The sequence below is a fragment of the Caulobacter sp. FV2ps19 genome, assembly GCF_058681035.1.
In genome coordinates this window covers 3,294,300-3,317,888 of record NZ_CM178729.1, presented here as the reverse complement: position 1 = coordinate 3,317,888, position 23,589 = coordinate 3,294,300, and the positions used below count along the sequence as shown (strand labels likewise).

16 protein-coding genes, 4 tRNA genes and 1 pseudogene are annotated in these 23,589 nt (G+C 65.6%); 20 read left to right on the top strand and 1 reads right to left on the bottom strand.

The genetic code is table 11. The annotated features are described in order from the left end of the window. Positions 1-51: 51 nt before the first annotated feature. The 9 genes from ACW18B_RS15630 to ACW18B_RS15590 all read left to right on the top strand — a co-directional run bounded on the left by ACW18B_RS15630 (position 52) and on the right by ACW18B_RS15590 (position 5,262). Positions 52-1,026: a class 1 fructose-bisphosphatase gene (locus ACW18B_RS15630; RefSeq protein WP_492047942.1), complete on the top strand. Its 975-nt coding sequence runs from the start codon at positions 52-54 to the stop codon at positions 1,024-1,026. 105 nt (positions 1,027-1,131) lie between these two features. Next, entirely contained in the window at positions 1,132-2,949 is a 1,818-nt protein-coding gene (gene recJ / locus ACW18B_RS15625; protein ID WP_492047941.1) for a single-stranded-DNA-specific exonuclease RecJ, read from the top strand. Positions 2,950-3,018: 69 nt separating this feature from the next. Then, positions 3,019-3,093 (top strand) — tRNA-Glu (locus ACW18B_RS15620). Between the two features lie 58 nt (positions 3,094-3,151). Further along, positions 3,152-3,226: transfer RNA gene (locus tag ACW18B_RS15615), tRNA-Glu, on the top strand. 194 nt (positions 3,227-3,420) lie between these two features. Next, the gene (gene cspD, locus ACW18B_RS15610; protein ID WP_492051744.1) at positions 3,421-4,041 is read left to right on the top strand and encodes a stationary phase survival cold shock domain protein CspD; all 621 of its coding nucleotides are present in this window, start codon (positions 3,421-3,423) and stop codon (positions 4,039-4,041) included. Between the two features lie 102 nt (positions 4,042-4,143). After that, positions 4,144-4,623: a DUF192 domain-containing protein gene (locus ACW18B_RS15605; RefSeq protein ID WP_492047940.1), complete on the top strand. Its 480-nt coding sequence runs from the start codon at positions 4,144-4,146 to the stop codon at positions 4,621-4,623. Positions 4,624-4,698: 75 nt separating this feature from the next. Then, positions 4,699-4,775: transfer RNA gene (locus ACW18B_RS15600), tRNA-Pro, on the top strand. A gap of 77 nt (positions 4,776-4,852) precedes the next feature. Then, positions 4,853-5,158, top strand: coding sequence for an ETC complex I subunit (locus ACW18B_RS15595; RefSeq protein WP_492047938.1), 306 nt, complete (start codon positions 4,853-4,855; stop codon positions 5,156-5,158). A gap of 27 nt (positions 5,159-5,185) precedes the next feature. Beyond that, positions 5,186-5,262 (top strand) — tRNA-Arg (locus tag ACW18B_RS15590). Positions 5,263-5,415: 153 nt separating this feature from the next. On the opposite strand, the gene ACW18B_RS15585 is transcribed toward ACW18B_RS15590, so the two are convergent. Then, entirely contained in the window at positions 5,416-6,585 is a 1,170-nt protein-coding gene (locus ACW18B_RS15585; protein ID WP_492047937.1) for a citrate synthase, read from the bottom strand. Positions 6,586-6,742: 157 nt separating this feature from the next. On the opposite strand from ACW18B_RS15585, the gene ACW18B_RS15580 reads away from it, so the two are divergent. The 11 genes and pseudogenes from ACW18B_RS15580 to ACW18B_RS15530 all read left to right on the top strand — a co-directional run bounded on the left by ACW18B_RS15580 (position 6,743) and on the right by ACW18B_RS15530 (position 23,564). Continuing rightward, on the top strand, positions 6,743-8,878 hold the full coding sequence (locus ACW18B_RS15580; RefSeq protein ID WP_492047936.1) for a TonB-dependent receptor: 2,136 nt from the start codon (positions 6,743-6,745) through the stop codon (positions 8,876-8,878). Positions 8,879-8,905: 27 nt separating this feature from the next. Further along, positions 8,906-10,222 (top strand): CitMHS family transporter, encoded by a 1,317-nt coding sequence (locus ACW18B_RS15575; protein WP_492047935.1) that lies wholly within the window; start codon positions 8,906-8,908, stop codon positions 10,220-10,222. 38 nt (positions 10,223-10,260) lie between these two features. Then, entirely contained in the window at positions 10,261-11,676 is a 1,416-nt protein-coding gene (locus ACW18B_RS15570; protein ID WP_492047934.1) for an acyclic terpene utilization AtuA family protein, read from the top strand. After that, a complete protein-coding gene (locus tag ACW18B_RS15565; protein ID WP_492047933.1) occupies positions 11,660-11,989 on the top strand; it encodes a DUF4387 domain-containing protein in 330 nt (109 codons plus the stop codon). Before ACW18B_RS15570 ends, ACW18B_RS15565 begins: the two co-directional genes overlap by 17 nt. Before the next feature lie 125 nt (positions 11,990-12,114). Then, positions 12,115-12,533, top strand: a pseudogene (locus ACW18B_RS15560) (transposase); the annotation flags it as partial. A 479-nt stretch (positions 12,534-13,012) separates the two neighbouring features. Continuing rightward, entirely contained in the window at positions 13,013-14,311 is a 1,299-nt protein-coding gene (locus tag ACW18B_RS15555) for a CitMHS family transporter (protein WP_492047932.1), read from the top strand. After that, positions 14,311-15,666 carry an acyclic terpene utilization AtuA family protein gene (locus ACW18B_RS15550; protein ID WP_492047931.1) on the top strand — a complete coding sequence of 452 codons (1,356 nt, stop codon included), beginning with the start codon at positions 14,311-14,313 and terminating at the stop codon, positions 15,664-15,666. Before ACW18B_RS15555 ends, ACW18B_RS15550 begins: the two co-directional genes overlap by 1 nt. Then, positions 15,663-15,989 (top strand): AtuA-related protein, encoded by a 327-nt coding sequence (locus ACW18B_RS15545; RefSeq protein WP_492047930.1) that lies wholly within the window; start codon positions 15,663-15,665, stop codon positions 15,987-15,989. The genes ACW18B_RS15550 and ACW18B_RS15545 overlap by 4 nt, the downstream gene beginning before the upstream one ends. Then, positions 15,979-17,961 (top strand): 3-hydroxybutyrate oligomer hydrolase family protein, encoded by a 1,983-nt coding sequence (locus ACW18B_RS15540; protein WP_492047929.1) that lies wholly within the window; start codon positions 15,979-15,981, stop codon positions 17,959-17,961. Before ACW18B_RS15545 ends, ACW18B_RS15540 begins: the two co-directional genes overlap by 11 nt. Before the next feature lie 399 nt (positions 17,962-18,360). Next, complete coding sequence (locus ACW18B_RS15535) at positions 18,361-21,231, top strand: TonB-dependent receptor plug domain-containing protein (RefSeq protein WP_492047928.1); 2,871 nt, start codon at positions 18,361-18,363, stop codon at positions 21,229-21,231. Positions 21,232-21,308: 77 nt separating this feature from the next. Next, positions 21,309-23,564: a beta-glucosidase gene (locus ACW18B_RS15530; protein WP_492047927.1), complete on the top strand. Its 2,256-nt coding sequence runs from the start codon at positions 21,309-21,311 to the stop codon at positions 23,562-23,564. Positions 23,565-23,589: the final 25 nt, after the last annotated feature.

Below are 23,589 nucleotides of genomic sequence, written 5' to 3'. Positions count from 1 at the left end.
ACCCAGCCGCTAAGGTCGCGGCGAATCCTTCCAATCTTTCCGAGACCCTGAATGACCACGCTCAAGACACTCGCCGACCATCTGGCCGCCGAGCGGACCGACGACGACGCGGTCAAGGACGTGGTCGCGGTCATCGCGCAGGCCTGCGTGCAGATCAGCCGGGTCGTCGCCTCGGGCGCCATTTCCGGCAGCCTGGGCGCGGCGGGCCAGATCAATGTCCAGGATGAAGAGCAGAAGAAGCTCGACATCATCACCAATGACATCCTGCGCGATGCGTTGAAGGCCTGTCCGACGGTGGCGGGCCTGGCGTCCGAGGAACTGGAAGAGATCGAAACCACCGGCAAGGTCGGCGGTTTCCTGGTCACCTTCGATCCGCTGGACGGCTCCAGCAATATCGACGTCAACGTGTCGGTCGGCACGATCTTCTCGATCCTTCCCGCGCCCGGCGATCATGAACCGACCGAGGCGGATTTCCTGCTGCCCGGCCGCAAGCAGGTCGGCGCAGGCTATGTCGTCTATGGCCCGCAGACGATGCTGGTGCTGACCCTGGCCAAGGGCGTGTTTGGCTTCACCCTGAACGCCGATGGCGAATGGCTGTTGACCCACGACGCCGTGGCGATCAGCGTCGACACCGCCGAGTTCGCCATCAACATGTCCAACCAGCGTCATTGGGCGCCGCCCGTCCGCCGCTATATCGAGGGCTGCTTGCAGGGCAAGGACGGTCCGCGCGGCAAGAATTTCAACATGCGATGGGTCGCCTCGATGGTCGCCGACGTGCACCGCATCCTGATGCGCGGCGGCGTGTTCCTGTATCCCTGGGACAAGCGCGAGCCGGACAAGCCCGGCAAGCTGCGTCTCCTCTATGAAGCCAATCCTATGGCGCTGATCGTTGAGCGGGCCGGCGGCAAGGCCACCACGGACGGCAAGGCGGCGATCCTGGATCTGCAGCCCACCAAGCTGCACCAGCGCGTGCCGGTGGTGCTGGGCTCGGCCAATGAAGTCGATCAGGTCGCTGCGACGGTCTAGGGACGCGCGACCGCGATTGACGCCGCCATGGCGCATGGAGCGAATCCTCGGAAACGGATAGGCTCGCCCGATGTCCATCATCAGTCCTAGCGGGATGCTCTAGCCGTGGCCGCCGACGGTCACGCGCCCTTCGATCAGGACGCCTTTCTGGGCGTCTCCCGCTCGCTGAGCGGCCGGGCCTGGCGCGAGCGGCCGGGCGATCCAGCGGCGGCGCGCAGTCATCAACAGGTTCATGGCCTGTCCGAACCCCTGGCCCGCGCCCTGGCCGCGCGCGGCGTGGGCGTCGACGGGGCTGAGGACTATCTGCGTCCGACTCTGAGGGCGCTGTTCCCTGACCCCTCCAGCTTCACCGATATGGACCGGGCGGCGGAAATCCTGATCGACGCGCTGGAGACGCGCCGCTCGACCATGGTGTTCGCCGACTATGACGTCGACGGGGCCACCAGCGCTGCCCAGCTGGTGCGCTGGTTCCGCTATATGGGCGTCGAGCTGCCGATCTATATCCCCGACCGCCTGACCGAGGGCTACGGCCCCAGTCCCGCCGCCTTCAAGACCATCCGCGACACCGGGGCCGAGCTGGTCGTGACGCTGGACTGTGGGGCGGCCGCTTATGACGCGATCGCCAGCGCCGCCACCATCGGCCTGGAGGTGGTGGTGATCGACCACCACCTGATGCGTGAAGATCCGCCAGCCGCGGCCGCCGTGGTCAATCCCAACCGGCCAGGCTGTCAGAGCGGGCAGGGGGTGCTGGCCGCCGCCGGGGTGACCTTCGTGCTGCTGGCGGCGCTCAATCGCGAGGCCCGCAAGCGCGGCCTGTTCAGCGACGAGCGACCCCAGCCCGACCCGCGCCAGTGGCTTGATTTGGTGGCTATGGGCGAGGTCTGCGATGTCACCCAGTTGGTCGGCTTCAACCGCGCCCTGACCACCCTGGGGCTGCGCACCATGTCCCAGTGGGGCAATCCGGGTCTCAAGGCCCTGTTCGAGGTCGGCAAGGGCTCCGGGCCGGCCTCGGTGTTCCACGCCGGCTTTATAATAGGGCCGCGGATCAACGCCGGCGGCCGGATCGGTCGTTCGGATCTCGGCGCGCGCCTGCTGTCCACGGACGATCCCGAAGAGGCCCGCCTGCTGGCCGAGGAGCTGGACGCCCTCAACACCGAGCGCAAGGCCGTCGAGGCCGCCGTGGTCGAGGAAGCCGCCGCCGTTCTGGAGCGGGGCAGCAACTTCAACCCGGACGCTCCGGTGATCGTGGTGGCCGGGGAGGGCTGGCACCCCGGCGTGATCGGCATCGTCGCCGGTCGCCTTCGCGAGCGCTATCGCAAGCCCGTGGTGGTGATCGGTATCGACCGCGCCGCCAATGTCGGCAAGGGCTCCGGCCGCTCGCAGCCCGGCGTCAATCTGGGGGCGGCTATACAGGCCGCGTTCGAGGAAGGGTTGCTGATGTCAGGCGGGGGCCACGCCATGGCCGCAGGCCTGTCGATCCGCCCGGACTCTATTCCCGAACTGCGCGCTTTCCTGGAAGAGCGTCTGGCCGGCGAGATGGAGGCTGTAGGCCCTGAGGCGGTTGAAATCGACGCCCTGGTGCAGCCCCGGGGCGTTGATCGCGCCCTCTATGAGGATTTCCAACGCCTGGCGCCGTTTGGTCCGGGAAATCCCGAGCCGATGTTCGCCCTGACCGGCGTGCGCGCTGACCGGGTCATGGCCCTGAAGGGCGGTCACGTGAAGGTCGATCTGGTGGGCCCCACGGGCGAGCGTCTGAAGGCGATTTCCTGGCGCAGCGCCGAAACGGATCTGGGGCGTCGGCTGCTGACCGGAGGCGGGGCTCTGCACGTCGCCGGACGTCTGAAACCCGATGATTATAACGGCCGCAACGGCGTCCAACTCGAGATCGAAGACGCCGCCGATCCCCGGGTGTGGAACGACTGAAAAAATGCTTCCCTGCGGCTTGCGTGCGTCGGAGGGCGCGGCTATACACCCGCTTCCTCGCGGGGCCGTGGTCCCTTCGTCTATCGGTTAGGACGCCAGATTTTCATTCTGGAGAGAGGGGTTCGACTCCCCTAGGGACTACCACCCGCGAGGCTTTCAACTTGGTCTGTCTGACGACCTCTCCACCTTCGTGTGGCGATGTGGTCCCTTCGTCTATCGGTTAGGACGCCAGATTTTCATTCTGGAGAGAGGGGTTCGACTCCCCTAGGGACTACCACCCGCCGCCGTATTGGGCGCCAGCGGTAAAATTTCCAAATTGTTTCCGGTCTTTGTCTGCGGCGAAATGTCGCGACACCTACCTCAGCGCGTGGTTTGCGCGAATTCCTCATTGACGGCTCTCCTCACGCGAGAACACTGTTATTCTTGTGGTGCTCGTCCCGTTGGGCTGATTGGACGGGTCAGAGGGGTGGAATGTCTGGTTATGATTTTGACGCCGTAGCGGCGCATGATGACCTCATGCGGATCAGCGGCCGCGTAAAATGGTTCGATGCTGGCAAGGGGTACGGGTTCATCGTTCCCGATGATCCTGGCCAGACCGACCTGAAGGACGTGCTTCTCCATGTGACGTCATTGCGCAATTGCGGGCGGGAAAGCGCGCTCGAGGGTGCGGTGATCGTCTGCGACGTGGTGCGTCGACCCAAGGGGTGGCAGGTTTGTGAGGTCGTCGACCTCGACGAAACGTCCGCGCCCTCGCCACTGGAGCGTCCTCGCCGTAGCTTCGCCGAGCCGGTCGCCCGCCGGGACCGAGACGGTTTCAACAGCGGCTTTCGATCGGGTCTGGACAGCGGCGGCGGACGCGAGGCGCTCACCCCTGAAGGGCCGGCAGAACATGCCAAGGTGAAATGGTTCAATCGCACCAAGGGCTACGGCTTTGTGGTGCGCGACGCGGAACCAGGCGACATCTTCGTGCATATCGAGACCCTGAGGCGCGGCGGTCTGGAAGACCTTCAACCCGGCGATGACGTTCTGGTGCGGTTCGCCAAGGGGCCCAAGGGCCTGGTCGTTGCCGAGATCAACCCAGGCGACGCCTGATTTTCGCCGTTTACAGGGTGCAGTTCATCCCAAGGGGCGCTACGACAGGCCGCCTTTTGGGGCCGCCAGCGTGCGCGGGGACATGTTTCGATTGAGGTTTCTGTGGCGTTGATCGGCGGATTGGGACGGCGCTTGGTTCTGGCGGCGTTGCTGACGGGCGTGCTGTTCGCCAGCGAGACCGCGCCCGCGCAGGCGGCCGCCAAATCGGAACCCTTGGAAATCGTGACCGCCAAGGGGCGGACCCGTTTTCAGGTCGAGATCGCCGCCAGCCCCGCCGATCAGGAGCGGGGCCTGATGTTCCGCAAGTCCCTGGCGGCCGACCGCGGCATGTTGTTCACCTACGCCAAGCCACGGCCCGTGGCTTTCTGGATGAAGAACACCCTCATTCCGCTGGACATCATCTTCATCGCGCCCAACGGCCGCGTACTCTCGATCACGCGCAACGCCCAGCCCCACAGCACGACGCCGATCCCTTCTGGCGGCCAGGTTCTGGGCGTTCTTGAGCTGGCGGGCGGTCGCGCGGCGCAGCTGGGCCTTCTGCCCGGCGACCGGGTTTGGCACCGCATTTTCCCGAAAGGCTGATCAAGTCGCTCTAGGCGCGCGTTCTCGTTTGATCCTGGAGACGAACCCCTGTAGAGCACGCGCCTGCCGATGTTTCGGAGCGTAGCGCAGCCTGGTAGCGCATCTGGTTTGGGACCAGAGGGTCGCAGGTTCAAATCCTGCCGCTCCGACCATCGGCCGAAGTCTTTCCCTTGCAACGCTCGAGGGGGATAGGCAGACTCGACATTCACGGGAGCCTTTGGAGAGGTTCATGCTCGCCCGCATCTATCGCCCCGCCAAGACCGCCATGCAGTCGGGCAAGGCCAAGACCAAGGACTGGGTGCTCGAGTTCGAACCCACCTCGGCGCGTCAATCTGATCCCCTGATGGGCTGGACCCAGTCGACCGACATGAACGGCCAGGTGCGTCTGAATTTCGAGACGCGCGAGGAAGCGGTCGCCTACGCCCAGCACAACGGCCTGGCTTTCCAGTTGTTCGAGCCCAAGACCCCAAAGCGTATCCTCAAGGCCTATGCCGACAACTTCGCGGCCGGCCGCAGGCAGCCCTGGACGCACTAGGCTCAGCGTCCGAGGTCCTTCTGGTTCGCGCCCTTAGCTCAGCTGGATAGAGCACTCGCCTTCTAAGCGAGCGGTCGCTGGTTCGAATCCAGCAGGGCGCGCCACCTCCCTGGGCTTTCCCAGGATTTTCCGAAGTTTCCTTTTCTTTCTCTTCAGTATCGCTGACACGCAATACGATTAGTGGTTAGGGGTCGGAGACTTGCGCATGCCCGTCTCAACGTTTCAGTGAAAACCTGGCGTAAAGCGGCGAAGCGCCTTCACCGCGGCAGGCGACCCACATAGGCCGCCCGCGGGCGGAAAAGTTCGTTATCCTGGTACTGTTCCATGGCGTGAGCGATCCAGCCCACCATGCGGCCCACGGTCGAGACCGCCAACTCCTCGCCCTTCAGCCCCAGGAGTTTGCCTAGGAAAACGGTCGGTACGATGAAGTCGGCGGCCGCGCCTGTCAGGTCCTCGACCGTTTCAGTCACCGCCCGGAGGCGTGCGAAGATCGGTTCAGGAAGGGCGTTCTCAAGCGCGGCGATCAACGCCTCGGCTCGGGGGTCCTGATCGGCGTAGAGCCGACCGCCAAAACCCGGGATCGGCTCGCCAATCCGAAATCGTGACAGCACCGCTTCGCGCGGATCTCCGCTCATGGCTTCTTCGATGAAGCGCGCCACCGTTTCCGCGCGGCCCTGATGCAGGCGCCGTCCTCGGCCGGCCACCATGCCGGCCATGGCCGCGCCGTACGGGGTGACTCCCGCGTTTGCGGCGGCGCGGACGGCGTAGGTCGTCGGGTCGAGCTCATGGTCGGCGGCGAGCACCATGCAGCGACGAACAAGGTCGGCGTAGTCGGGCCCGGCGTTCAGGTTGCGCGCCAGAACCTCGTGGATCGGCCCGACATCCGAGGGTGAACCGCCGCCGACGATCGAGGCGAAGGTGCGGATCACCCCTGCTCCAGAGCGAGCGTAGCCCCGCGGTGACAGGTCATGGGCGCGAGGATTGGCGTGCTCCATCAGGCTGAACAGGGCGATGGCGCGCGCGGTGCGGGGGAGGGACGAGAAGGCCTTGGCGGCGTCGAGGTATTCTGGCGGCAGCAGCAATGGCGTCTCGGCGAAGGCGTCGGGCGCGTCCCAGAGCAGGCTCGCGACGTCCTCGATACTGGCGGTCTCGGACAGCTCGATGGCCGACACGCCGCGATAGAACGGTCCCTTGGCGGTCATCAGCGTCACGGCGGTCGATTTGATCAGACCCGCCGACGGGTCGACGGGTTTGCCCCGCTTGCGAGCCCTTTCGACATCGGCGCGCCAGTAGCGGCGGCTCTTCGAGCCCGGCTGCTTTTCCGATCGAATGCCCTTGCGACTGACATAGGCGTAGAGCGTCGTCAGGCTGACGCCGAGCACCTCGGCGGCTTCGTCGGCGGCCATGAACAGCTGATCATCATTCATATGGACAAATTTCGTACAGATTGACGAAGATTATTAAGCAGTCTTTCTATCGCTTCAAGCGCTGCATCAGAAGACACGTTGATGGGAAACGTCAATGTGAAAGCGCATGGAGGGAACAACTATGAACGCTCGTCAGACCCTACTCGCGTCGGCATGTTTGCTCGCCTTTTCGACCGGCTCGGCGGCGATCGCCCAAACAGTCTCCACGGCGCCCGAGGCGTTCGCCCTGGACGAGGTCGTGGTCACCGCCCAGAAGCGCTCTGAGAACCTGCAGGACGTGCCGCTGACGCTGTCGGTGTTCGGCGCCAAGGAGATCGAGCAGGCCCGCATCGTCCAGGTGCAGGACGTCGCCAACCGCACGCCGGGGCTCAACTTCGACACCTTCCCCAGCAGTCAGCCGCGTCCCACCCTGCGCGGTATCGGCTCGTCCGACCGGGGCGCCGCGGGCGACCCTTCGGTGTCGGTGTTCATCGACGAGGTCTATTACGGCCGCCCTTCAGCGGTGGCCTTCGACGCCTTTGACGTCGAGCGGATCGAGGTGCTGAAGGGCCCGCAGGGCACGCTGCTGGGCAAGAACGTGGTCGGCGGGGCGCTCAGCATTATCAACCGCAAGCCGGAGACGGGCGGCTTCGACGCCGGCGCATCCGTCACGGTCGGCGACTATTCGCGCGTGGAGGCGGCGGGGTTCGTCAACGCGCCGATGGCCGATGGCAAGGCGGCGGTTCGTCTGAGCCTCAGCTCGCGCAATCATGACGGCTACACCAAGAACGCCTTCGCCGGCGGCGCCGCCGAGGATCAGGCCACCAACAGTGGTCGCCTGCAGTTGCTCCTGCGGCCCAGCGAGGCCTTCACGGCGGTCCTCGCCGTGGACGGCACGCGCGACCGTGGCAATGGCGACGCTCGCCACGTCGTGCAGGTCGATCCCAGCGTCGCGGCCAGTGCTCTGTGGCGGATCAACGGCCAGCGCGATCAATACTACGCAGAGAACAATGGCCGTAACGATCGCGACACCTGGGGCCTACGGGCCAATCTGAGCTGGAACCTGCCGCTGGCGTCGGTGACCTATATCGGCTCGTACCGTGACCTGACCTATCATTACGCCGAGGACTTCGACGGCGGCAATCCGACGATCTACGCCCTGAACTTCCGCGGCGGCCAGGATGAGAAAACCAGTTTCCACAGCCACGAACTGCGCGCCTCGGCGCTGCCCGACTCCAAGCTGCGCTGGGTGATCGGGGCCTATTACTTCGGGGCCGACACCCAGCGGACCGACAGCCTGCTGGCTGACATCAAGTCGCGTCCGACGCCGCCGGCCACCTATGCGGCCAAGGACCTTTTTCACCAGGACGCCCGGACCGCCAGCTGGGCTCTGTTCGGCGACGCCACCTGGCCAGTGAGCGACCGGATCAACGTCTTTGGCGGCCTGCGGTATTCGCAGGACAAGAAGGACTATGCGCTCAACAACCTCGACTCCACGGCCCTGCTGCGGGCGGCGAACCGCTACAGCATCGACACCAGCCACGAGTGGGACAAGATCACCTGGCGCCTCGGCGGCGACGTCTCGCCCAGCGATGACGTCATGCTGTACGGGGTGATTTCGACGGGCTTCAAGAGCGGCGGCTACCAGGACACGCCGTCGACGGCGAGCTCGGCGACCACGCCATTCAATCCCGAGACCGCCACGCTCTATGAACTGGGCGCCAAGACCACGCTGCTGGACCGCCGTCTGACCTGGAACACCTCGATCTACCAGACCGACTACAAGGACCTGCAGGTGCGCAGCACCCGCGGCTTCGACACCATCACCACCAATGCCGGTACGGCCCGCATCCGGGGGCTGGAGACCTCCCTGGACGCGCGTCTGGGCCAGCGCGCCCGAGTGACGGCCAGCTATGCCTATACCGACGGCAAGTTCCTGGATCTGGTCGATCGAGGGCAGGACCGCTCGGGCAATCACATGACCCGCAGCCCAAGGCACAAGATCACCCTGTCGCCCAGCTACGCCCAGCCGTTCGCGTCGGGCGCGCAGCTAACCGCGGCCGTGGATCTCGCTTACGAAAGCAAGATCTGGGACGACATCGACAATAACCCCATCACCGTACGCAAGCCCAAGCTGCTGGTCGATGGAAGGCTGGTCTATGACAACGCCGACGGCCATTGGAGCCTGTCGGTGTGGGGCAAGAACCTGACAGACCGCTATTATCGCACCCACCAGGTCGTGTTTCAGGGAGCGGACCTCGCCACCTTCGGCGCGCCCCGCACGGTCGGCGCGACCCTGAACTGGAAGTACTAGGATGATTGTCCTGTCCCGGAGGCCGGGATGAACCTGGCGCTGCTCGGCTTCCTGATGGTGATCAGCTTCATGACGCTGATCATGACCAAGCGCCTGTCGGCGGTGACGGCCCTGATCCTCGTGCCGATCCTCTTCGGTCTGGCGGCGGGGGCGGGACCGGAACTGGGCGGGATGATCGTCAAGGGCGTCACCCAGCTGGCGCCCACCGCCCTGATGCTGGCCTTCGCGGTGCTCTACTTCGGGATCATGATCGACGCCGGGCTGTTCGACCCACTGGTGCGCAAGGTGCTGGCGACGGTGGGCGACGATCCTGTCCGGGTGACGGTCGGCACGGCCCTGCTGGCCATGGTGGTGTCGCTGGACGGCGATGGGACGACGACGGCCCTGGTCACGATCGCGGCCCTGTTGCCGGTGTATCGCCGTTTGCGGCTGAACCCCCTGATCCTGGCCCTGCTGCTGGGCCTCAGCAACACCATCATCAACCTGACGCCCTGGGGCGGACCCACCGCGCGCGCGGCCGCCGCCCTGCACCTGGAGCCCAGCGCGGTGTTCCTGCCGCTGATCCCGGCCATGGCGGTCGGCCTGGCCGGCGTGCTGCTCCTGGCCTGGTGGCTGGGACGTCGCGAGCGATCGCGCCTCGGTTGCCTGAGCCTCGAAAAGGTAACGGACGAGCAGGGGAGCGACCCGGTGCTCGATCTCGCCGATGACCCGACGATCAAGCGCCCCAAGCTGTTCTGGTTCAATCTGGCCCTGACCCTCGTCCTGGTCGCCGGACTGGTGCTGGGGCTCGCGCCCCTGCCGGTCCTGATGATGGGCGCCTTCGCCGTGGCGGCGATCGTCAACTATCCGGACATTACCAGCCAAAGAAAGCGCGTGGCCGCTCATGCCAACAATGTCCTCGGCGTGGTCCTGCTGATCTTCGCGGCCGGAGCCTTCACCGGCATCCTGCAGGGAACCGGCATGGTCAAGGCGATGGCCGACGCGACCCTGCTGGCAATCCCGCCCAGCCTTGGACCCTATCTGGCGCCGATCACCGCCTTGATCAGCATGCCGATGACCTTCTTCATGTCCAACGACGCCTTCTATTTCGGCGTCCTGCCGGTCATTGCCGAAACGGCCGCCAAGTTCGGCGTGCCGGCCGAGGCCATCGCCAGGGCCTCGCTGATCGGCCAGCCGGTGCATGGGCTCAGCCCCCTGATCGCCGCGATCTATCTGGTTACCGGTCTGCTCAAGGTCGAGGTCGGCGAGGCCCAGCGGTTCTCGCTGAAATGGGCCGTGGCGGCCTGTCTACTCATGCTGGTCGCCGCCCTGGCCACTGGCGCCTTCCCCCTGCGAGCCGGCTGATGGCTCGAAGCGTTCCCGATTTTCCCAAGGATGGTTCCATGCACGACGGCAAGCTTCCGGTCGGGGGCGTCAAGGTCCTGGTGCCGGCTGGCGTCCTCGGAGCCGGGGTCCGCGCCGAGGAGGTGGAGGCCGGCCTCACTGCGGGGGCTCACGCGATCGCCCTGGACGCTGGTTCCACCGACAGCGGTCCAGCCTATCTGGGCACGGGCAAGTCCAAGTACAGCCGGGCGGCGGTCAAGCGCGACCTGTCCATCCTGATGGCCGCGCGGGCCAAGGCCGGCATCCCTCTGCTGGTCGGTTCCTGCGGCACCTCGGGTTGCGACGAGGCGGTCGACTGGACGCTGGAGATCGTGCTGGAGATCGCCGGCGAGCAAGCGCTGACACCTCGGATCGCCGTGCTCTACTCCGAGCAGGACAAGGCGGTGCTTAAGGCCCGCAACGCCCAGGGCCGCATCCGCCCTCTGCTTCCAATGGGTCCGTTGGACGACACGACCCTGGAGTCCTGCGCTCACATCGTCGCCCTGCTGGGACCAGAGCCTTATGTCGCGGCCTTACAAGGCGGCGCCGAGATCGTGTTGGGCGGCCGCACCACCGACACGGCCGTCCTGGCCGCCGTTCCGCTGATGCTGGGCGCCGCCGCCGGTCCGGCGTGGCACGGCGCCAAGGTCGCCGAATGCGGCGGCCAGTGCACGGTCAACCCGATGGACCCCGGCATCCTGTTCTCGGTGGATGGCGAGGGCTTCGACATTACGCCGCTCTCACCCGACAATCGCTGCGAGCCGCACACCGTCTCCGCTCACATGCTCTACGAAAACAGCGATCCCTTCCGTCTGATAGAGCCGGGCGGCGTCCTGGACGTGACCGCCTCGCGCTACCGGTCGCTCGATAGCCGCACCGTGCGGGTGACCGGCTCTCGCTGGGAGCCCAAGCCCTACACCATGAAACTGGAAGGGGCTGCCGGTGGTCCGTTCCAGACGATCATGCTGGTCGGCATCGAGGATCCCGCGGTGCTCGCCGATCTCGACGGCTTCATGGCGCGCATGGCCCAGGCCCTTGATCAGCGCGTACGCCAAACCCTGGGCGCTACTGCCGGAGACTTCCATATCTCCCTGCGCGCCTATGGGTGGAACGCCGTCTCCGGCCAGGCGCCGGGGCCGGACGCGGCGCCGCCGCGCGAGGTCGGTCTGCTGTTCGTGGCCACCGCCGAGAGTCAGGTCTTGGCCACTCAGATCGCCAAGGCCTGCAATCCGTATTTCTTCCATTTTCCCGTGCGCATGGGCATCGAGCTGCCCAGCTACGCCTTCCCGTTCTCGCCGGCCGAGATCGAGCGCGGGCAGGTCTTCGCGTTCAAGCTCAACCACGTGGTTGAAACCACCGATCCCTTCGAACTGGTCCGAACGCGCTGGGTGGACCTTAGCCAACATGGGGAGGCCGACCATGGTCACGCTGCGTGACGTCTGCCACCAGGTGCGGTCCAAGAACGCGGGGCCGTTCTGGGTGACGATCGACGTCTTCTTCGACGGGGACGAGTCGTATGAGCGCTACAAGGATGCGCCTGCTCTGTCGGCAGAGACGATCGGCCGGACCTTTGGCGCGGATCCCGCGCAGGTGAAGCGGTTCGCTGTAGGCTCCCTGGCGGTGCTGAAGATCTCGTACCCCCGGAAGTCGCCTCAGGGCGGAGTGCTCGAGCGGGACATGCATAGCGGCCAGCAATATGTCCGGTTGCTCGACGCGGTGCTGGACGGCAGAGCGCCGTCATCAAGCTGACAATCCGGCGTTTCAGTGTCGATCATTACCGGTAGAATCCCCTCTGAAGGTCGTGTTTCTGGCGTGACCTGCCCCTGATTTCTTCCTCCACGCGGAGCTAGAGTCCGGCCCTTGAGTGGACGGACATGAAGCGATCGAGATTTACGGAAGAGCAGATCATCGGGATCCTGCGGGAGAACGAGGCTGGGGCGAAGGCGGGCGATTTGGCCCGCAAGCACGGCGTGTCGGAAGGCACGATCTACGCCTGGAAGGCCAAGTTCGGCGGCATGAGCGTGTCGGAGGCCCAGCGGCTGAAGGCGCTGGAGGACGAGAACCGGCGGCTCAAGTCGCTGCTGGCCGACGCCATGCTCGACAAGGCGGCGTTGAACGAGCTGCTCTTAAAAAAATGGTAGGGCCCGCCGCCATGCGCGAAGGCGTCGCTCATCTGCGGACGGTGTTCGAGATCAGCGAGCGGCGGGCCTGCTCGATCATCAAGGCGGACCGCAGGATGGTGCGCTACCGATCGCGTCGCCCGCCGGATACCGAGCTTCGCGAGCGCCTGCGCGGCCCGCGCTTTTGTCCATTATCTGCTCGGTAGAGTGGCTCAAGTTCGAACGAAAACGCGTAGTTCTCTTGGGTGTCCAGCACGGCGCGCCACTCCGGAAGTTGCCGGACGTTCCCGGAGCTTCCCGCGGGTGCCCGGAGCTGAAATCAGCTCGTTGTCCGGAACTAGAAGTTTGGCCCTTAGAGCAGGAGTAGCCGCGCGACGGGCGGTCGACTTCACGCTGGTCGAAGGTCCGGTTGCCGGCGCGGCGCTAATTTCTGTTCCTGGCCCCTTCTCGGAAGTCGTGACCGTCCGCCTCGTGGCCCCCAGGGGTCTCATTGCTGGAGCTCCGGTGCCTTGGCGCAGGCTAGCGGGAAGGCCGACCCTATTGATCGGCAATCGCTATGAGTTGATCAGTTCTTCCGGTTTGCAGGGCTTGCGCGTCGGGTACGATAACTCCCGGACAAGCTGACCGCAGCGTTTGGGAAGAACACACCTCCATGCTCGCCCTCATCGGCGTTGCGACGATTATAGCGCTGACCGTCGCGATCCTCTCCAATCGAGCGTCACCCGTCGTGGCGCTGATCCTGATCCCGGTCGTCGCGGCCCTGGCCGCGGGATTTGGACCCGCGATACCGCAGCTGATGCTGACAGGCCTGGGCAAGATCGCGCCGATCGCCGCGATGTTCGTGTTCGCCATCCTGTTTTTCGGCGTCATGACCGATGCGGGTTTGCTTGATCCCATCGTGGCCAGGATCCTGAAGGCGGTCGGCATGCGGCCCAGCCGGATCACGGTCGGCACCGCATTGCTGGCGCTGCTGATCCACCTCGACGGCTCGGGCGCCGTCTGCTTTCTGGTGGCGATCCCCGCGATGCGCCCGCTCTACGACAAGCTCGGGATGGATCGCCGCGTCCTGGCGTGTGTCGCTTCGCTCGCGGCGGGCGTCAATTTCCTGCCCTGGACAGGTCCGATGGTACGGGCTTCGTCGGCGCTTCACATTCCGGTTCTGGACATCTTCCGCCCCATGATCCCCGTCCAGGCGGTGGGTTTGGTGTTTGTGTTCGCGGCGAGCTGGTGGCTCGGCAAACGTGAGGAAAAGCGCCTGCAGCTCAAGGACGGGGGCGCTGAGGCCTTTCTGGCCGAGATCGCCAACGACGCGCCCGAGCGCCCTCCCATTCGGCCCGCGATGTTCTTTCTCAACCTCGCGCTGACGCTCGCCGTCATGGGCGTGCTCGTCAGCGGGGTGGTGGGGCCAGCCGCCGTGTTCATGATCGGCTTCGCCGTGGCGCTCGTGATCAATTTTCCAAAGGTCGCCGATCAGCGCGCCCGGATCGACGCCCATGCCAAGTCGGCGCTGCTCATGGCCTCGATCCTGCTGGCCGCGGGCGCATTCACGGGGATCATGGCCGGATCGGGCATGCTCGAGGCCATGGCCAGCGCGGCGGTCTCCAACGTTCATCCCGACAGCGGGCGGCATATTCCGTTCGCCCTTTCGATGGTTGCGATGCCGCTCAGCATGATCTTCGATCCTGACTCGTTCTATTTCGGCGTGCTGCCGGTGATCGCCGAGGCGCATGCTCATCTTGGCGGGGCGCCGGTCCAGGTCGCCCAGGCCGCGCTCATCGGCCAGATGACGACGGGCTTTCCGGTCAGCCCGCTCACGCCAGCCACGTTCCTGGTGGCGGGGCTGGCGGGCGTGGAGCTGTCCGCCCACCAGAAGTTCACCTTCCCGTTCCTCTACGGGGCATCGCTGGTGATGGCGCTGGCCTGTCTCCTGCTAGGGCTTTTCCCGCTGTGATGTCTTCCCGGACCTCTCCCGTCATCCGTCTCGGCGCGGGCGCCGGCTTTTCCGGCGACCGTATCGAGCCCGCAATCGAGCTCGTTCGTGAAGGACGGCTGGACTACTTGATTTTCGAGTGTCTAGCGGAACGCACGATCGCCTTGGCCCAACGCGCGCGGCTAACCGATCCGACGGGCGGCTATGATCCTCTGCTGGAGGCGCGTATCCGCGCCGTGCTGCCGCTATGCGTCGAGAAGCGGGTGAAGATCATCTCCAACATGGGGGCGGCCAATCCTCGGGCGGCGGCGCGCAGGATCGCCGAACTGGCCTCGGAGCTGGGTTTAAATAGCGTCAAGGTCGCGGCGGTGGTCGGCGACGATGTGCTCGAAGTTCTCAAGGGTTCGGACCGCGCCTTGCTGGAGACCGAGGGCGACGTGGCCGGCCTTGGCGACAGCCTGATCTCCGCCAATGCTTATCTTGGCTGCGGACCCATTGTCGGCGCCCTGGCGCGCGGCGCCGACGTGGTCGTCACCGGCCGGGTGGCCGACCCTTCGTTGTTCCTGGCGCCGCTGGTCCACGAGTTCGGATGGGCGATGGACGACTGGGAGCGGCTTGGCCGTGGGACGGTCGTGGGCCATCTGCTCGAGTGCGCCGGCCAGGTAACAGGGGGCTATTTCGCCGATCCTGGCGTCAAGACCGTGCCTGAACTGGCGCGGCTGGGCTTTCCACTGGCGGAGGTGGCCGAGGACGGTGCCGCGGTGATCACCAAGGTCGACGGCTCGGGCGGGCGGGTCGATGTGGCGACCTGCACCGAACAACTACTCTACGAACTCCACGATCCCGCCCGTTATCTGACGCCTGACGTCATCGCAGACTTTTCCACGGTCACGTTCCGTCAGATTGGCCCCGATCGCGTCGCGGTCGTGGGCGGGGGCGGGACGGCGCGCCCGGATCGCCTGAAGGTGTCGCTGGGCCGAAAGGAGGGCTTCATCGGGGAAGGTGCGATTTCCTATGCCGGCTCGACCGCGGTCGCGCGGGGTCGTCTTGCGTTGGACATCATCGCCGAGCGGTTTCGATTGATCGGCCTGACGCCGGACGAGACGCGTTTTGAGCTCATCGGTGTCGACGCCGTCGCGCCCGAGACCCTGGTCTCGGCCTTTGCGCCGATGGAAGTGCGCGCCCGCGTCGTCGCCAGAACACAGACCCGCGATGACGCGGACCGCGTCGGGCGCGAGGTCGAAGCGCTTTACACCAACGGACCAGCGGGCGGTGGAGGGGCGACGCGTTCGGTCAGTCCCGTGATCGGGGTCGTCTCGACCTTGATCGAACGGGACCTGGTCGAGCCAAGCGTGATCTTCGAGGCCGTAGCATGAAGTTGCGCGACTTGGCCCATGCCCGCAGCGGCGACAAGGGCGACGTTTCAAACATCTCCGTCATCGCCTACGATCAGGCCGGTTATGAGCAAGTCCGCGCGGTCCTGACGCCTGAGCGCGTCAAGAGCCACCTGCGGGGCATCGTTCGTGGCGAGGTCAGGCGCTTCGACCTGCCAAACCTGCTGGCGCTCAATTTCGTGCTCAACGGTGCGCTGGGGGGCGGGGTGACGCGGTCACTGGCCCTGGACGCCCATGGCAAGTGCCTCAGCGGCCTGCTTCTCGAGCTGGACCTCACCGCGACGGAAATCGGCGATGCGGCTTAGGCGCTGGCTTGCGGCTGTCCTAGGGCTGACAGCGGGCTTCACGCTGGCCGCCACCGCAGCGGCGAGCGACTTCGTCGTGCTCGACCACCGTCACTATGACGGCGTGCAGGACGACCTGGTGGGGCTCGCCGGCCAACCCCGGCCCTATGCCGATCCCTTGCACCCTACCTTCGCCGAGCTCCGGCGCGCGACGATGAGCGTAAGGCTCGACCAGGCGTCAGGGTGGGGACGGCTGTTTGGGCCCACGGTCGACGCGACGACCACGAAGCCGTACCCGAACGACGGGCGTGTCGCGGGCGAGGAATATAGAGCGTTCACGAAGGGCCCCTCCGGGGCAAGGAGCGCGGTCCTCCTGCAGATTCCTGCTCATCTCTCCCGTGAGCAACGATGCATCCTGGCGACGCCGCAGTCGGGCTCGCTCGGCCTCTATCACGACATTTCGACCCTTGGCTTCTGGGGGCTGCAGCGTGGGTGCGCGGTGGTCTACACCGACAAGGGCCACGGCACCGGCGCGCACGATCTCCAGAGCGACACCGTCATCCAGTTCGATGGTGCGCCTGCAAGCTCGGCGGCCGCCGGCGAGCGATCGCATTTCACTGCGCCGTTGTCGGCGAAGGGGAGGGCGGAGTTCCTCGCGCGATATCCGCATCGCATCGCCTTCAAGGCCGCCCATTCGCGGCAGAATCCCGAAAGCCAGTGGGGTGAGGATGTCCTGCGGGCGATACGCTACGCCTTCTGGCAACTTAACGCGCGCGACGGCGGCGGGTGGACCCGCACCAATACCTTGGTGATCGTCGCGGGCAATTCAAACGGTGGCGGAGCCGCCCTCTATGCGGCCGAAAAGGATCGCGAAGGTCTGATCGACGGCGTAGTCGCCGGAGAGCCCCAGGTGCAGGTGATCGGTGACGCTCGTGTCCGGGTTGTGCGGGGAGGGGCGCTGCGGGCAAACGGCGCGCGAACCTTGCTGGACTATTTCAGCTTCGCCAATCTCTACCAACCCTGCGCGGCCCTGGCCCTGCCCGACGCCCCCTGGGTCGAGCGGCTGACACACGCCGCCGATCGCTGCGCGTCGCTGGCGCAGCGAGCGCTTTTGTCGGCGACAACGCTGGAGGGCCAGGCCCGCGAAGCGCAGGACAAGCTGCTGGCCTACGGCTTCGACCCGGAAACCGAGGTGCTGAACGCCGCCGGATATCTCGTTGGGCCGGACGCGACCGCGGTCAAATACGCCAGCGATCATGGCCGGTTTGGCGTCGAGGACCGGATATGCGGCTATAGCTATGCATCGGTCGACGCGGAAGGCAGGCCGCGCGCTGTTCCCCCCGCCGAATTCGCGGAAATCTTCGCCAAGGCCGCAGGCGGCGCGCCGACCGGAAGTATCGATCTGATCAACGACGACGATCCCGGTGGTCCGCGTCGCAACGATCTGTCGCGCTCGAAAAGCACCGGTCGAACCGACTACAATCTCGACGGCGCGCTCTGCATCCGCGAACTGGCGGTAGGGCGGTCGGCCAAGGCCAAACGCGTCCAGGCCGGTATCGCCGAGTTTCGCGCCGAGGGCGACCTGCATGGCAAGCCGGCGATCATCGTGCACGGCCGCGCCGACAATCGGGTGCCGCCAAGCTTCAGCTCGCGTCCCTATCTGGCGACCAACAGCTTGCGGGAAGGCGGCGAGAGTCGATTGCGATATGTCGAGGTGGAGCATGCCGAGCATTTCGGTTTTGCGGGTCCGGGCTTCGACACCCGGTTCGTACCGCTCGGCTACTACCTGCTCCGGGCTCTGGACCGGCTTTGGCTGAACCTGACGACCTCGGCGGCTCTACCGCCCAGCCAGATCGTCCGCACCACGCCACGGGGCGGGGCGCCTGGCGCGGCCGCGCCTCTGAGTCTGGACAATATACCGCCCATCGCATCGGTGGTCGGCCCCAGAGACCATATCGTGGTGCAGCAAGGCATCGTCATCCTGCCCGACTGAACGCCGGAGACGATTGATCAGCCCGCCTGATCAATGGATCGGAATTTGCCATTTCAACAGGGCTCGCCATCCCGATAGCAAGGTAGCGCCTGTCATTTGGGCTCATCCTGCTGCGCCCCTCGATCCTTGGATCGAGGGGCCTTTTTGCGCGTGCCCGCCCGTGCTCGCAATTCTTCGAGGAAGCTTATGAGTTCATCGGAGAAAACGTTTAGCCCCACGCAAACTCTTCCGACAGCTTGAGGGCAGAGGCGCCCCGACGCCGATCTCCTTGGTCGGTTCGATGGCCTTGGCCCAGACCTAGCGTCCGAGCCCAGACCCCGTCCCTTCTCGCCGCTTCTGCGGCGCGGAGGCTGATGGGGGGCCTTGAAGAGCAAAAAAAAAATAGGGGAGGGAATACCCATGCGCGGGTCCGATATTCGCAAGACGTTTGGTCTGTTCAGCGGGGCCTCGTGCCTGGCGTTGATGCTGGCCACCACGGCGCTCGCCCAGCAGGCCGCGCCAGCGGCGCCGAAACCTGCTGATGACAATGACGCGACGGTCGAGGAAGTCGTGGTCGTGGCGACCGGTACTAACATTGCCGGCGTCAAGGCGGTCGGCAGCCAAACGATCACGATGACGGCCGAGGACATTCAGGCCACTGGCTTTACCGACATTCAGAAGGTCCTGCGTACGCTACCGCAGATCCAGAGCACGCCGCTGGCCGGAGGTTCGGGCCAGAACTATGTCGAAGGCGGCACGACCGGCTACGGGGGCAACGCCACGCAGGGCACGGCGGTGAATATTCGCGGCGTGGGTTATGGCGCGACGCTGACGCTCGTTGACGGCCGCCGTGTGGCGCCGAGCGGAGCCTCCGACGCCTTCACCGAAGCCATCCAAGTGCCGATCGCCGCCATCGAGCGCGTCGATGTGATCACCGATGGCGCCTCGGCGATCTACGGCGCCGACGCGGTGAGCGGCGTCATCAACTATGTGCTTCGCAAGAACTTCGACGGCCAGGAGGCCTCGACGCGCTTCACCAAGCATCGCTTCTCGGAAGAGCTTGGAGGATCGTTCACCATTGGCCGGCAGTGGCAAAACAGCCTTGGCCACGGCAACTTCATCCTGACGGGCGATGTGATGCATCGCACGCGCGGCAAGCGCTCCGAAAGCGCTTTGCTGATGCAAGATCTGCGGCGTTTCGGGGGGCAGGACAATCGGGCGCTGAACGGCACGGTGTCCTCGGGCGGCGTCGGCAATCTGGTCGTCAATCAGAACGGCGCTTACACCTATTACGGCTTTCCGACCGGTGGGGGCGCCGGCCTTACCGCCGCTCAGCTGACCGGGACGAACCTCGTCGATTCAGCGCGCTACACCGATTATCTGCCGGATGTTCGCCGGCGCCAGTTGGCGCTCTTCGTCAATCAGGAGCTGACGCCGTGGCTGTCGGCCTACTACGAGGGCTTCTACACCCACCGGAAGACCTCGACGCTTCAGTACCAGCCCAACACGGGCACGAACATCAGTGTCTGTCCCGGCACGCCGTACTACGTGTCGGGTGTGCCTGGCACGCCGGGCACAGCGACCGCCAACTGTCCGAGCGGAGCCGAGACCTACTCGATCAACTTCAACCGCTACATCGGCGTAACCGAGACGGTGAACCCGGATAAGGCGTTCACCCAGACGGTGGGCCTCTCCGCCAGCCTGCCGGCCAGTTGGAAGAGCGAGCTCTACTTCACCAACGGCGCGGACCGCACGTGTGGCATCTGCAACCTGAATTCAAACGTCAACCTGGACGCCTACGCGGCCCAGGTGAACGCCGGCACGCTGGATCCCTTCAGCGCTACGCCGTTGAGTTCGGCCCAAATCGCCAGTTTCACCGGATCGAACGTTCAGTACAGCCGCAACGTGATGAACGACGCGGTGCTCAAGTTTAACGGCCCGCTGTTCCGCCTGCCGGGCGGCATGGTCCGCGCGGCGTTCGGCGGTGAGTATTCCGACCAGCATCAGACACTGAGCAACGGCGCCAACCGCGGCGTAAGCAACGTCTTCGCCATCGACAACAAGTCCGACGAGCATCGCAAGGTGAAGTCGGTGTTTGCCGAAATCTACGTGCCGATCGTCGGGCCGGATAACGCCATGCCCTTCGTTCAGAGTCTGGCGATCGACGTCGCGGCTCGCTACGACGACTATTCGGACGTCGGCTCGACGACCAATCCGAAGATCGGCGTGACCTGGGAGGTCAACGACACCTTGGCGTTCCGCGCCTCGGCGGGTTCCTCATTCCGGGCGCCCACCCTCACGGACAAGAGCCCGACGGTCTTTTCCGCCGAGATCGTGGGTCTGCCGACGATCAACAACTCAGGCGATCCGGCCATCGGCACCCTGTTCCCGGGCTATACCAGCGCGCTGGTCATCCTCGGCAACAACTCCACGCTCGAGCCGGAGACCGCAGACACCTTGTCGATCGGCTTCGACCTCACCCCGCCCTCGATCGCCGGCCTGAGGGTGTCCGGCACTTACTATCGCATCGACTATCAAAATCAGATCACCAGCCCCAATCGAGACCTATACTTGGCCAGCGCCGCCAACCGCGCTGCGTTCGCGAAATTCATCACGCCGATCAATAACCCCACGACATGTGTGGCGGGAGACCCGGCGACCTATGATCCGAAGCTGCGCGACTATCTTGCCGGCCGGATCGCCGACTACATCGTGCCGGTCACTGGCACCTACTGCCAGGTCAACGTCATCCTGGACTCCCGCAAGACGAACCTGGCTTCGACCCTGCAGGATGGCCTCGACTTCTCCCTGAACTACGGGTTCGACACCGAGGTGGGCCGCTGGACCGTTGGCGGGTCGGTCACCAAAATCCTCAACAACAAGGTGAAGGCCTCGCCCTCGGTCGCCGAGGCAAACCGCCTCGACGAGCTTTATTACCCCGTCAGTCTGCGTGGCCGCGCCAATATCGGATGGAACCAAGGGGCGTGGGCGGCGAACCTCTTCATGAACTATGTGGGCGATTACACCAACACCATCCCGCTCACCATCGGCGGCGTGACGGTGGGCAAGTCGAAGGTGCCCAGCTGGACCACCTTCGACGCCGGCTTGACCTATTCGGTGCCGGAAGATCGCACGTCGGCCTGGTCCCGCGGGCTGCGCGTGTCGCTGAACGTCCAGAACCTCGCCGACAAGGACCCGCCTCTCGTCTTGACCACAGGCTCGGCGTTCGATGGGAGCGTCCACAACGTACTGGGCCGACAGTGGACCCTGCAGATCAACAAGGCCTTCTAGTCGGCTCCTGACGAGCTACGCATCAACACCTTAGAGACGGGGTCGCCTGGTGGGCGGCCCCTTTGGGGATGAGTATTATGAGAAAGCTTTTGGCGTCGTCCACTATCTGCGTGGCGCTCGGCGCGGGGGCGGCGATGGCCGGCTCGGCCTGTGCTCAAGCGTCGACCGATCGGCCGTGGATGAACACCAAGCTCTCGGCCGACGACCGCGCCGAGCTGCTGGATCAGGCGCTGACCGACGACGAACGCTACGGCCTGCTGCACGGGATCATGCCGATCCCGTTCGGCCCCAACGCCAAGATCCCCGAAGAGGCCATCCCCGGGGCCGGCTACATCGCCGGCATCCCGCGCCTGGGCGTGCCGGCGCTGTTCGAGACCGACGCCAGCCTGGGGGTGACCAACCCGATGAACGTGCGCAAGGGCGACATCGCAACGGCCTTGCCGTCGGGCCTGGCGCTTGGCGCGACCTGGAACCCGGCCCTGGCCTACAAGGGCGGGGCGGTCGTCGGCGAGGAGGCGGCCAAGAAGGGCTTCAACGTCCTGCTGGGTGGGGGCATGAACCTGACCGCCGAGCCGCGCAACGGCCGCAACTTCGAATACCTGGCCGAGGATCCGCTGCTGGCCGGCGTCCTGGCCGGTGAGGCCGTGCGGGGCACGCAGGACCAGAAGGTCATCTCCACGGTCAAACATTTCGCCCTCAACGACCAGGAGACCGGCCGCAACATCGTCAACGCCACGATCGACGAGCAGGGTTTCCGGCAGGGCGAACTGCTGGCCTTCCAGTTTGCGATCGAGAGGGGCCAGCCCGGCTCGGTGATGTGCGCCTACAACAAGATCAACGGCCACTACGCCTGCGACAACGACTTCCTGCTGAACAAGGTGCTGAAGGGCGATTGGGCCTGGCCGGGCTGGGTGATGTCCGACTGGGGCGCGGTCCCGAGCGTCAGAGCCGCCATTAACGGCCTGGACCAGCAGTCGGGCGCGCAGCTTGACCCTCAGGTCTGGTTCGACAAGCCGCTGAAGGAGGCCGTCGCCAAGGGTGAGGTCCCGCAGGCTCGAGTCAACGACATGTCCCGCCGCATCCTGCGCTCGATGTTCGCGGTCGGCGTGTTCGACACGCCCTCGCGCAAGGGCCAGGCGATCGACTACGACGCCGGCGCGGCCGCTTCCAAGGCGGTGGCCCAGCAAGGCATCGTCCTGCTGAAGAACGACAAATCACTGCTGCCGCTGCTGAAGACGGCCAAGTCGATCGTGGTGGTCGGCGGCTATGCCGACAAGGGCGTGCTGTCGGGCGGTGGGTCCTCCCAAGTCACCACCGGGGCTGGCCATGCCGCGTCCATTCCGGTGGGCGGCGAGGGGCCGATGGTGGCGTGGGCCAACCAAGTCTATCACCCGTCCTCGCCCCTCAAGGCGATCAAGGACAAGGCCCCGGGCGCCAAGGTGCGGTTCACCGACGGGCGTTATCCGTCGGAGGCCGCCGCCCTGGCCAAGGACGCCGAGGTCGCTGTGGTGTTCGTCACCCAATGGAACATGGAGAGCATCGACGGAGGCGACATGTCCCTGCCCCAGGGGCAAGATCAACTGGTCGCCGCCGTGGCCGCCGCCAATCCGAACACCATCGTGGTTCTCGAGACGGGAAATCCGGTCCTGATGCCATGGCTTGACCAGGTCGGCGCGGTGGTTGAGGCTTGGTACTCAGGCGCCAAGGGCGGCGAGGCGATCGCCGACGTGCTGTTCGGCGACGTCAATCCGTCGGGTCGCCTGCCGATCACCTTCCCGGCCTCCGAGGACCAACTGCCTAACCGCCAGATCGCCGGCTTTGGCTATGTCGGTCCTAGTTTCGGCGACCCGCCAGAGGTTGTCGCCGAGAAGAGCAAGGGCTTCGACGCACCCCATCCCCAAGGCTCGGACATCGGCTATCGCTGGTACGCGCGCAAGGGCTTCAAGCCGCTGTTCGCCTTCGGGTATGGCTTGTCCTACACTAGCTTCAAGTACAGCGGCCTTAAGGTCACCGGCGGCGACACCATCACCGCCAGCTTTGACGTGACCAACACCGGCGCCAAGGTGGGGGCGGATGTGCCGCAGGTCTATCTGACCGCCCGCTCGGGTGCGCCGGAGCAGCGTCTCCTGGGCTGGTCGCGGGTCGAGCTCGCGCCGGGCGAGACTAGGCGCGTGACCGTCATCGCCGATCGCCGCCTGCTGGCCGACTTCGACGTCAAGGCTCGCAAGTGGCGCGTCGACGCCGGGACTTACGACGTCGCAGTCGGCGCCTCGGCCACGGCCCTGGACGCCAAGGCCTCGGCCAAGGTGAAGGCCGGGGTGATCAAGCCCTAGTAGAATGGCGCGCTCCTTGGCCGCG

What these genes read in the sequence shown, in the direction of transcription:
- ACW18B_RS15630 (WP_492047942.1), top strand. Translation starts at nt 52, where the DNA reads ATGACCACGCTCAAGACACTCGCCGACCATCTGGCCGCCGAGCGGACC.
- cspD (WP_492051744.1), top strand. Translation starts at nt 3,421, where the DNA reads ATGTCTGGTTATGATTTTGACGCCGTAGCGGCGCATGATGACCTCATG.
- ACW18B_RS15595 (WP_492047938.1), top strand. Translation starts at nt 4,853, where the DNA reads ATGCTCGCCCGCATCTATCGCCCCGCCAAGACCGCCATGCAGTCGGGC.
- ACW18B_RS15585 (WP_492047937.1), bottom strand. Translation starts at nt 6,585, where the DNA reads ATGAATGATGATCAGCTGTTCATGGCCGCCGACGAAGCCGCCGAGGTG.
- ACW18B_RS15575 (WP_492047935.1), top strand. Translation starts at nt 8,906, where the DNA reads ATGAACCTGGCGCTGCTCGGCTTCCTGATGGTGATCAGCTTCATGACG.
- ACW18B_RS15570 (WP_492047934.1), top strand. Translation starts at nt 10,261, where the DNA reads ATGCACGACGGCAAGCTTCCGGTCGGGGGCGTCAAGGTCCTGGTGCCG.
- ACW18B_RS15565 (WP_492047933.1), top strand. Translation starts at nt 11,660, where the DNA reads ATGGTCACGCTGCGTGACGTCTGCCACCAGGTGCGGTCCAAGAACGCG.
- ACW18B_RS15555 (WP_492047932.1), top strand. Translation starts at nt 13,013, where the DNA reads ATGCTCGCCCTCATCGGCGTTGCGACGATTATAGCGCTGACCGTCGCG.
- ACW18B_RS15550 (WP_492047931.1), top strand. Translation starts at nt 14,311, where the DNA reads ATGTCTTCCCGGACCTCTCCCGTCATCCGTCTCGGCGCGGGCGCCGGC.
- ACW18B_RS15545 (WP_492047930.1), top strand. Translation starts at nt 15,663, where the DNA reads ATGAAGTTGCGCGACTTGGCCCATGCCCGCAGCGGCGACAAGGGCGAC.
- ACW18B_RS15540 (WP_492047929.1), top strand. Translation starts at nt 15,979, where the DNA reads ATGCGGCTTAGGCGCTGGCTTGCGGCTGTCCTAGGGCTGACAGCGGGC.
- ACW18B_RS15535 (WP_492047928.1), top strand. Translation starts at nt 18,361, where the DNA reads ATGCGCGGGTCCGATATTCGCAAGACGTTTGGTCTGTTCAGCGGGGCC.
- ACW18B_RS15530 (WP_492047927.1), top strand. Translation starts at nt 21,309, where the DNA reads ATGAGAAAGCTTTTGGCGTCGTCCACTATCTGCGTGGCGCTCGGCGCG.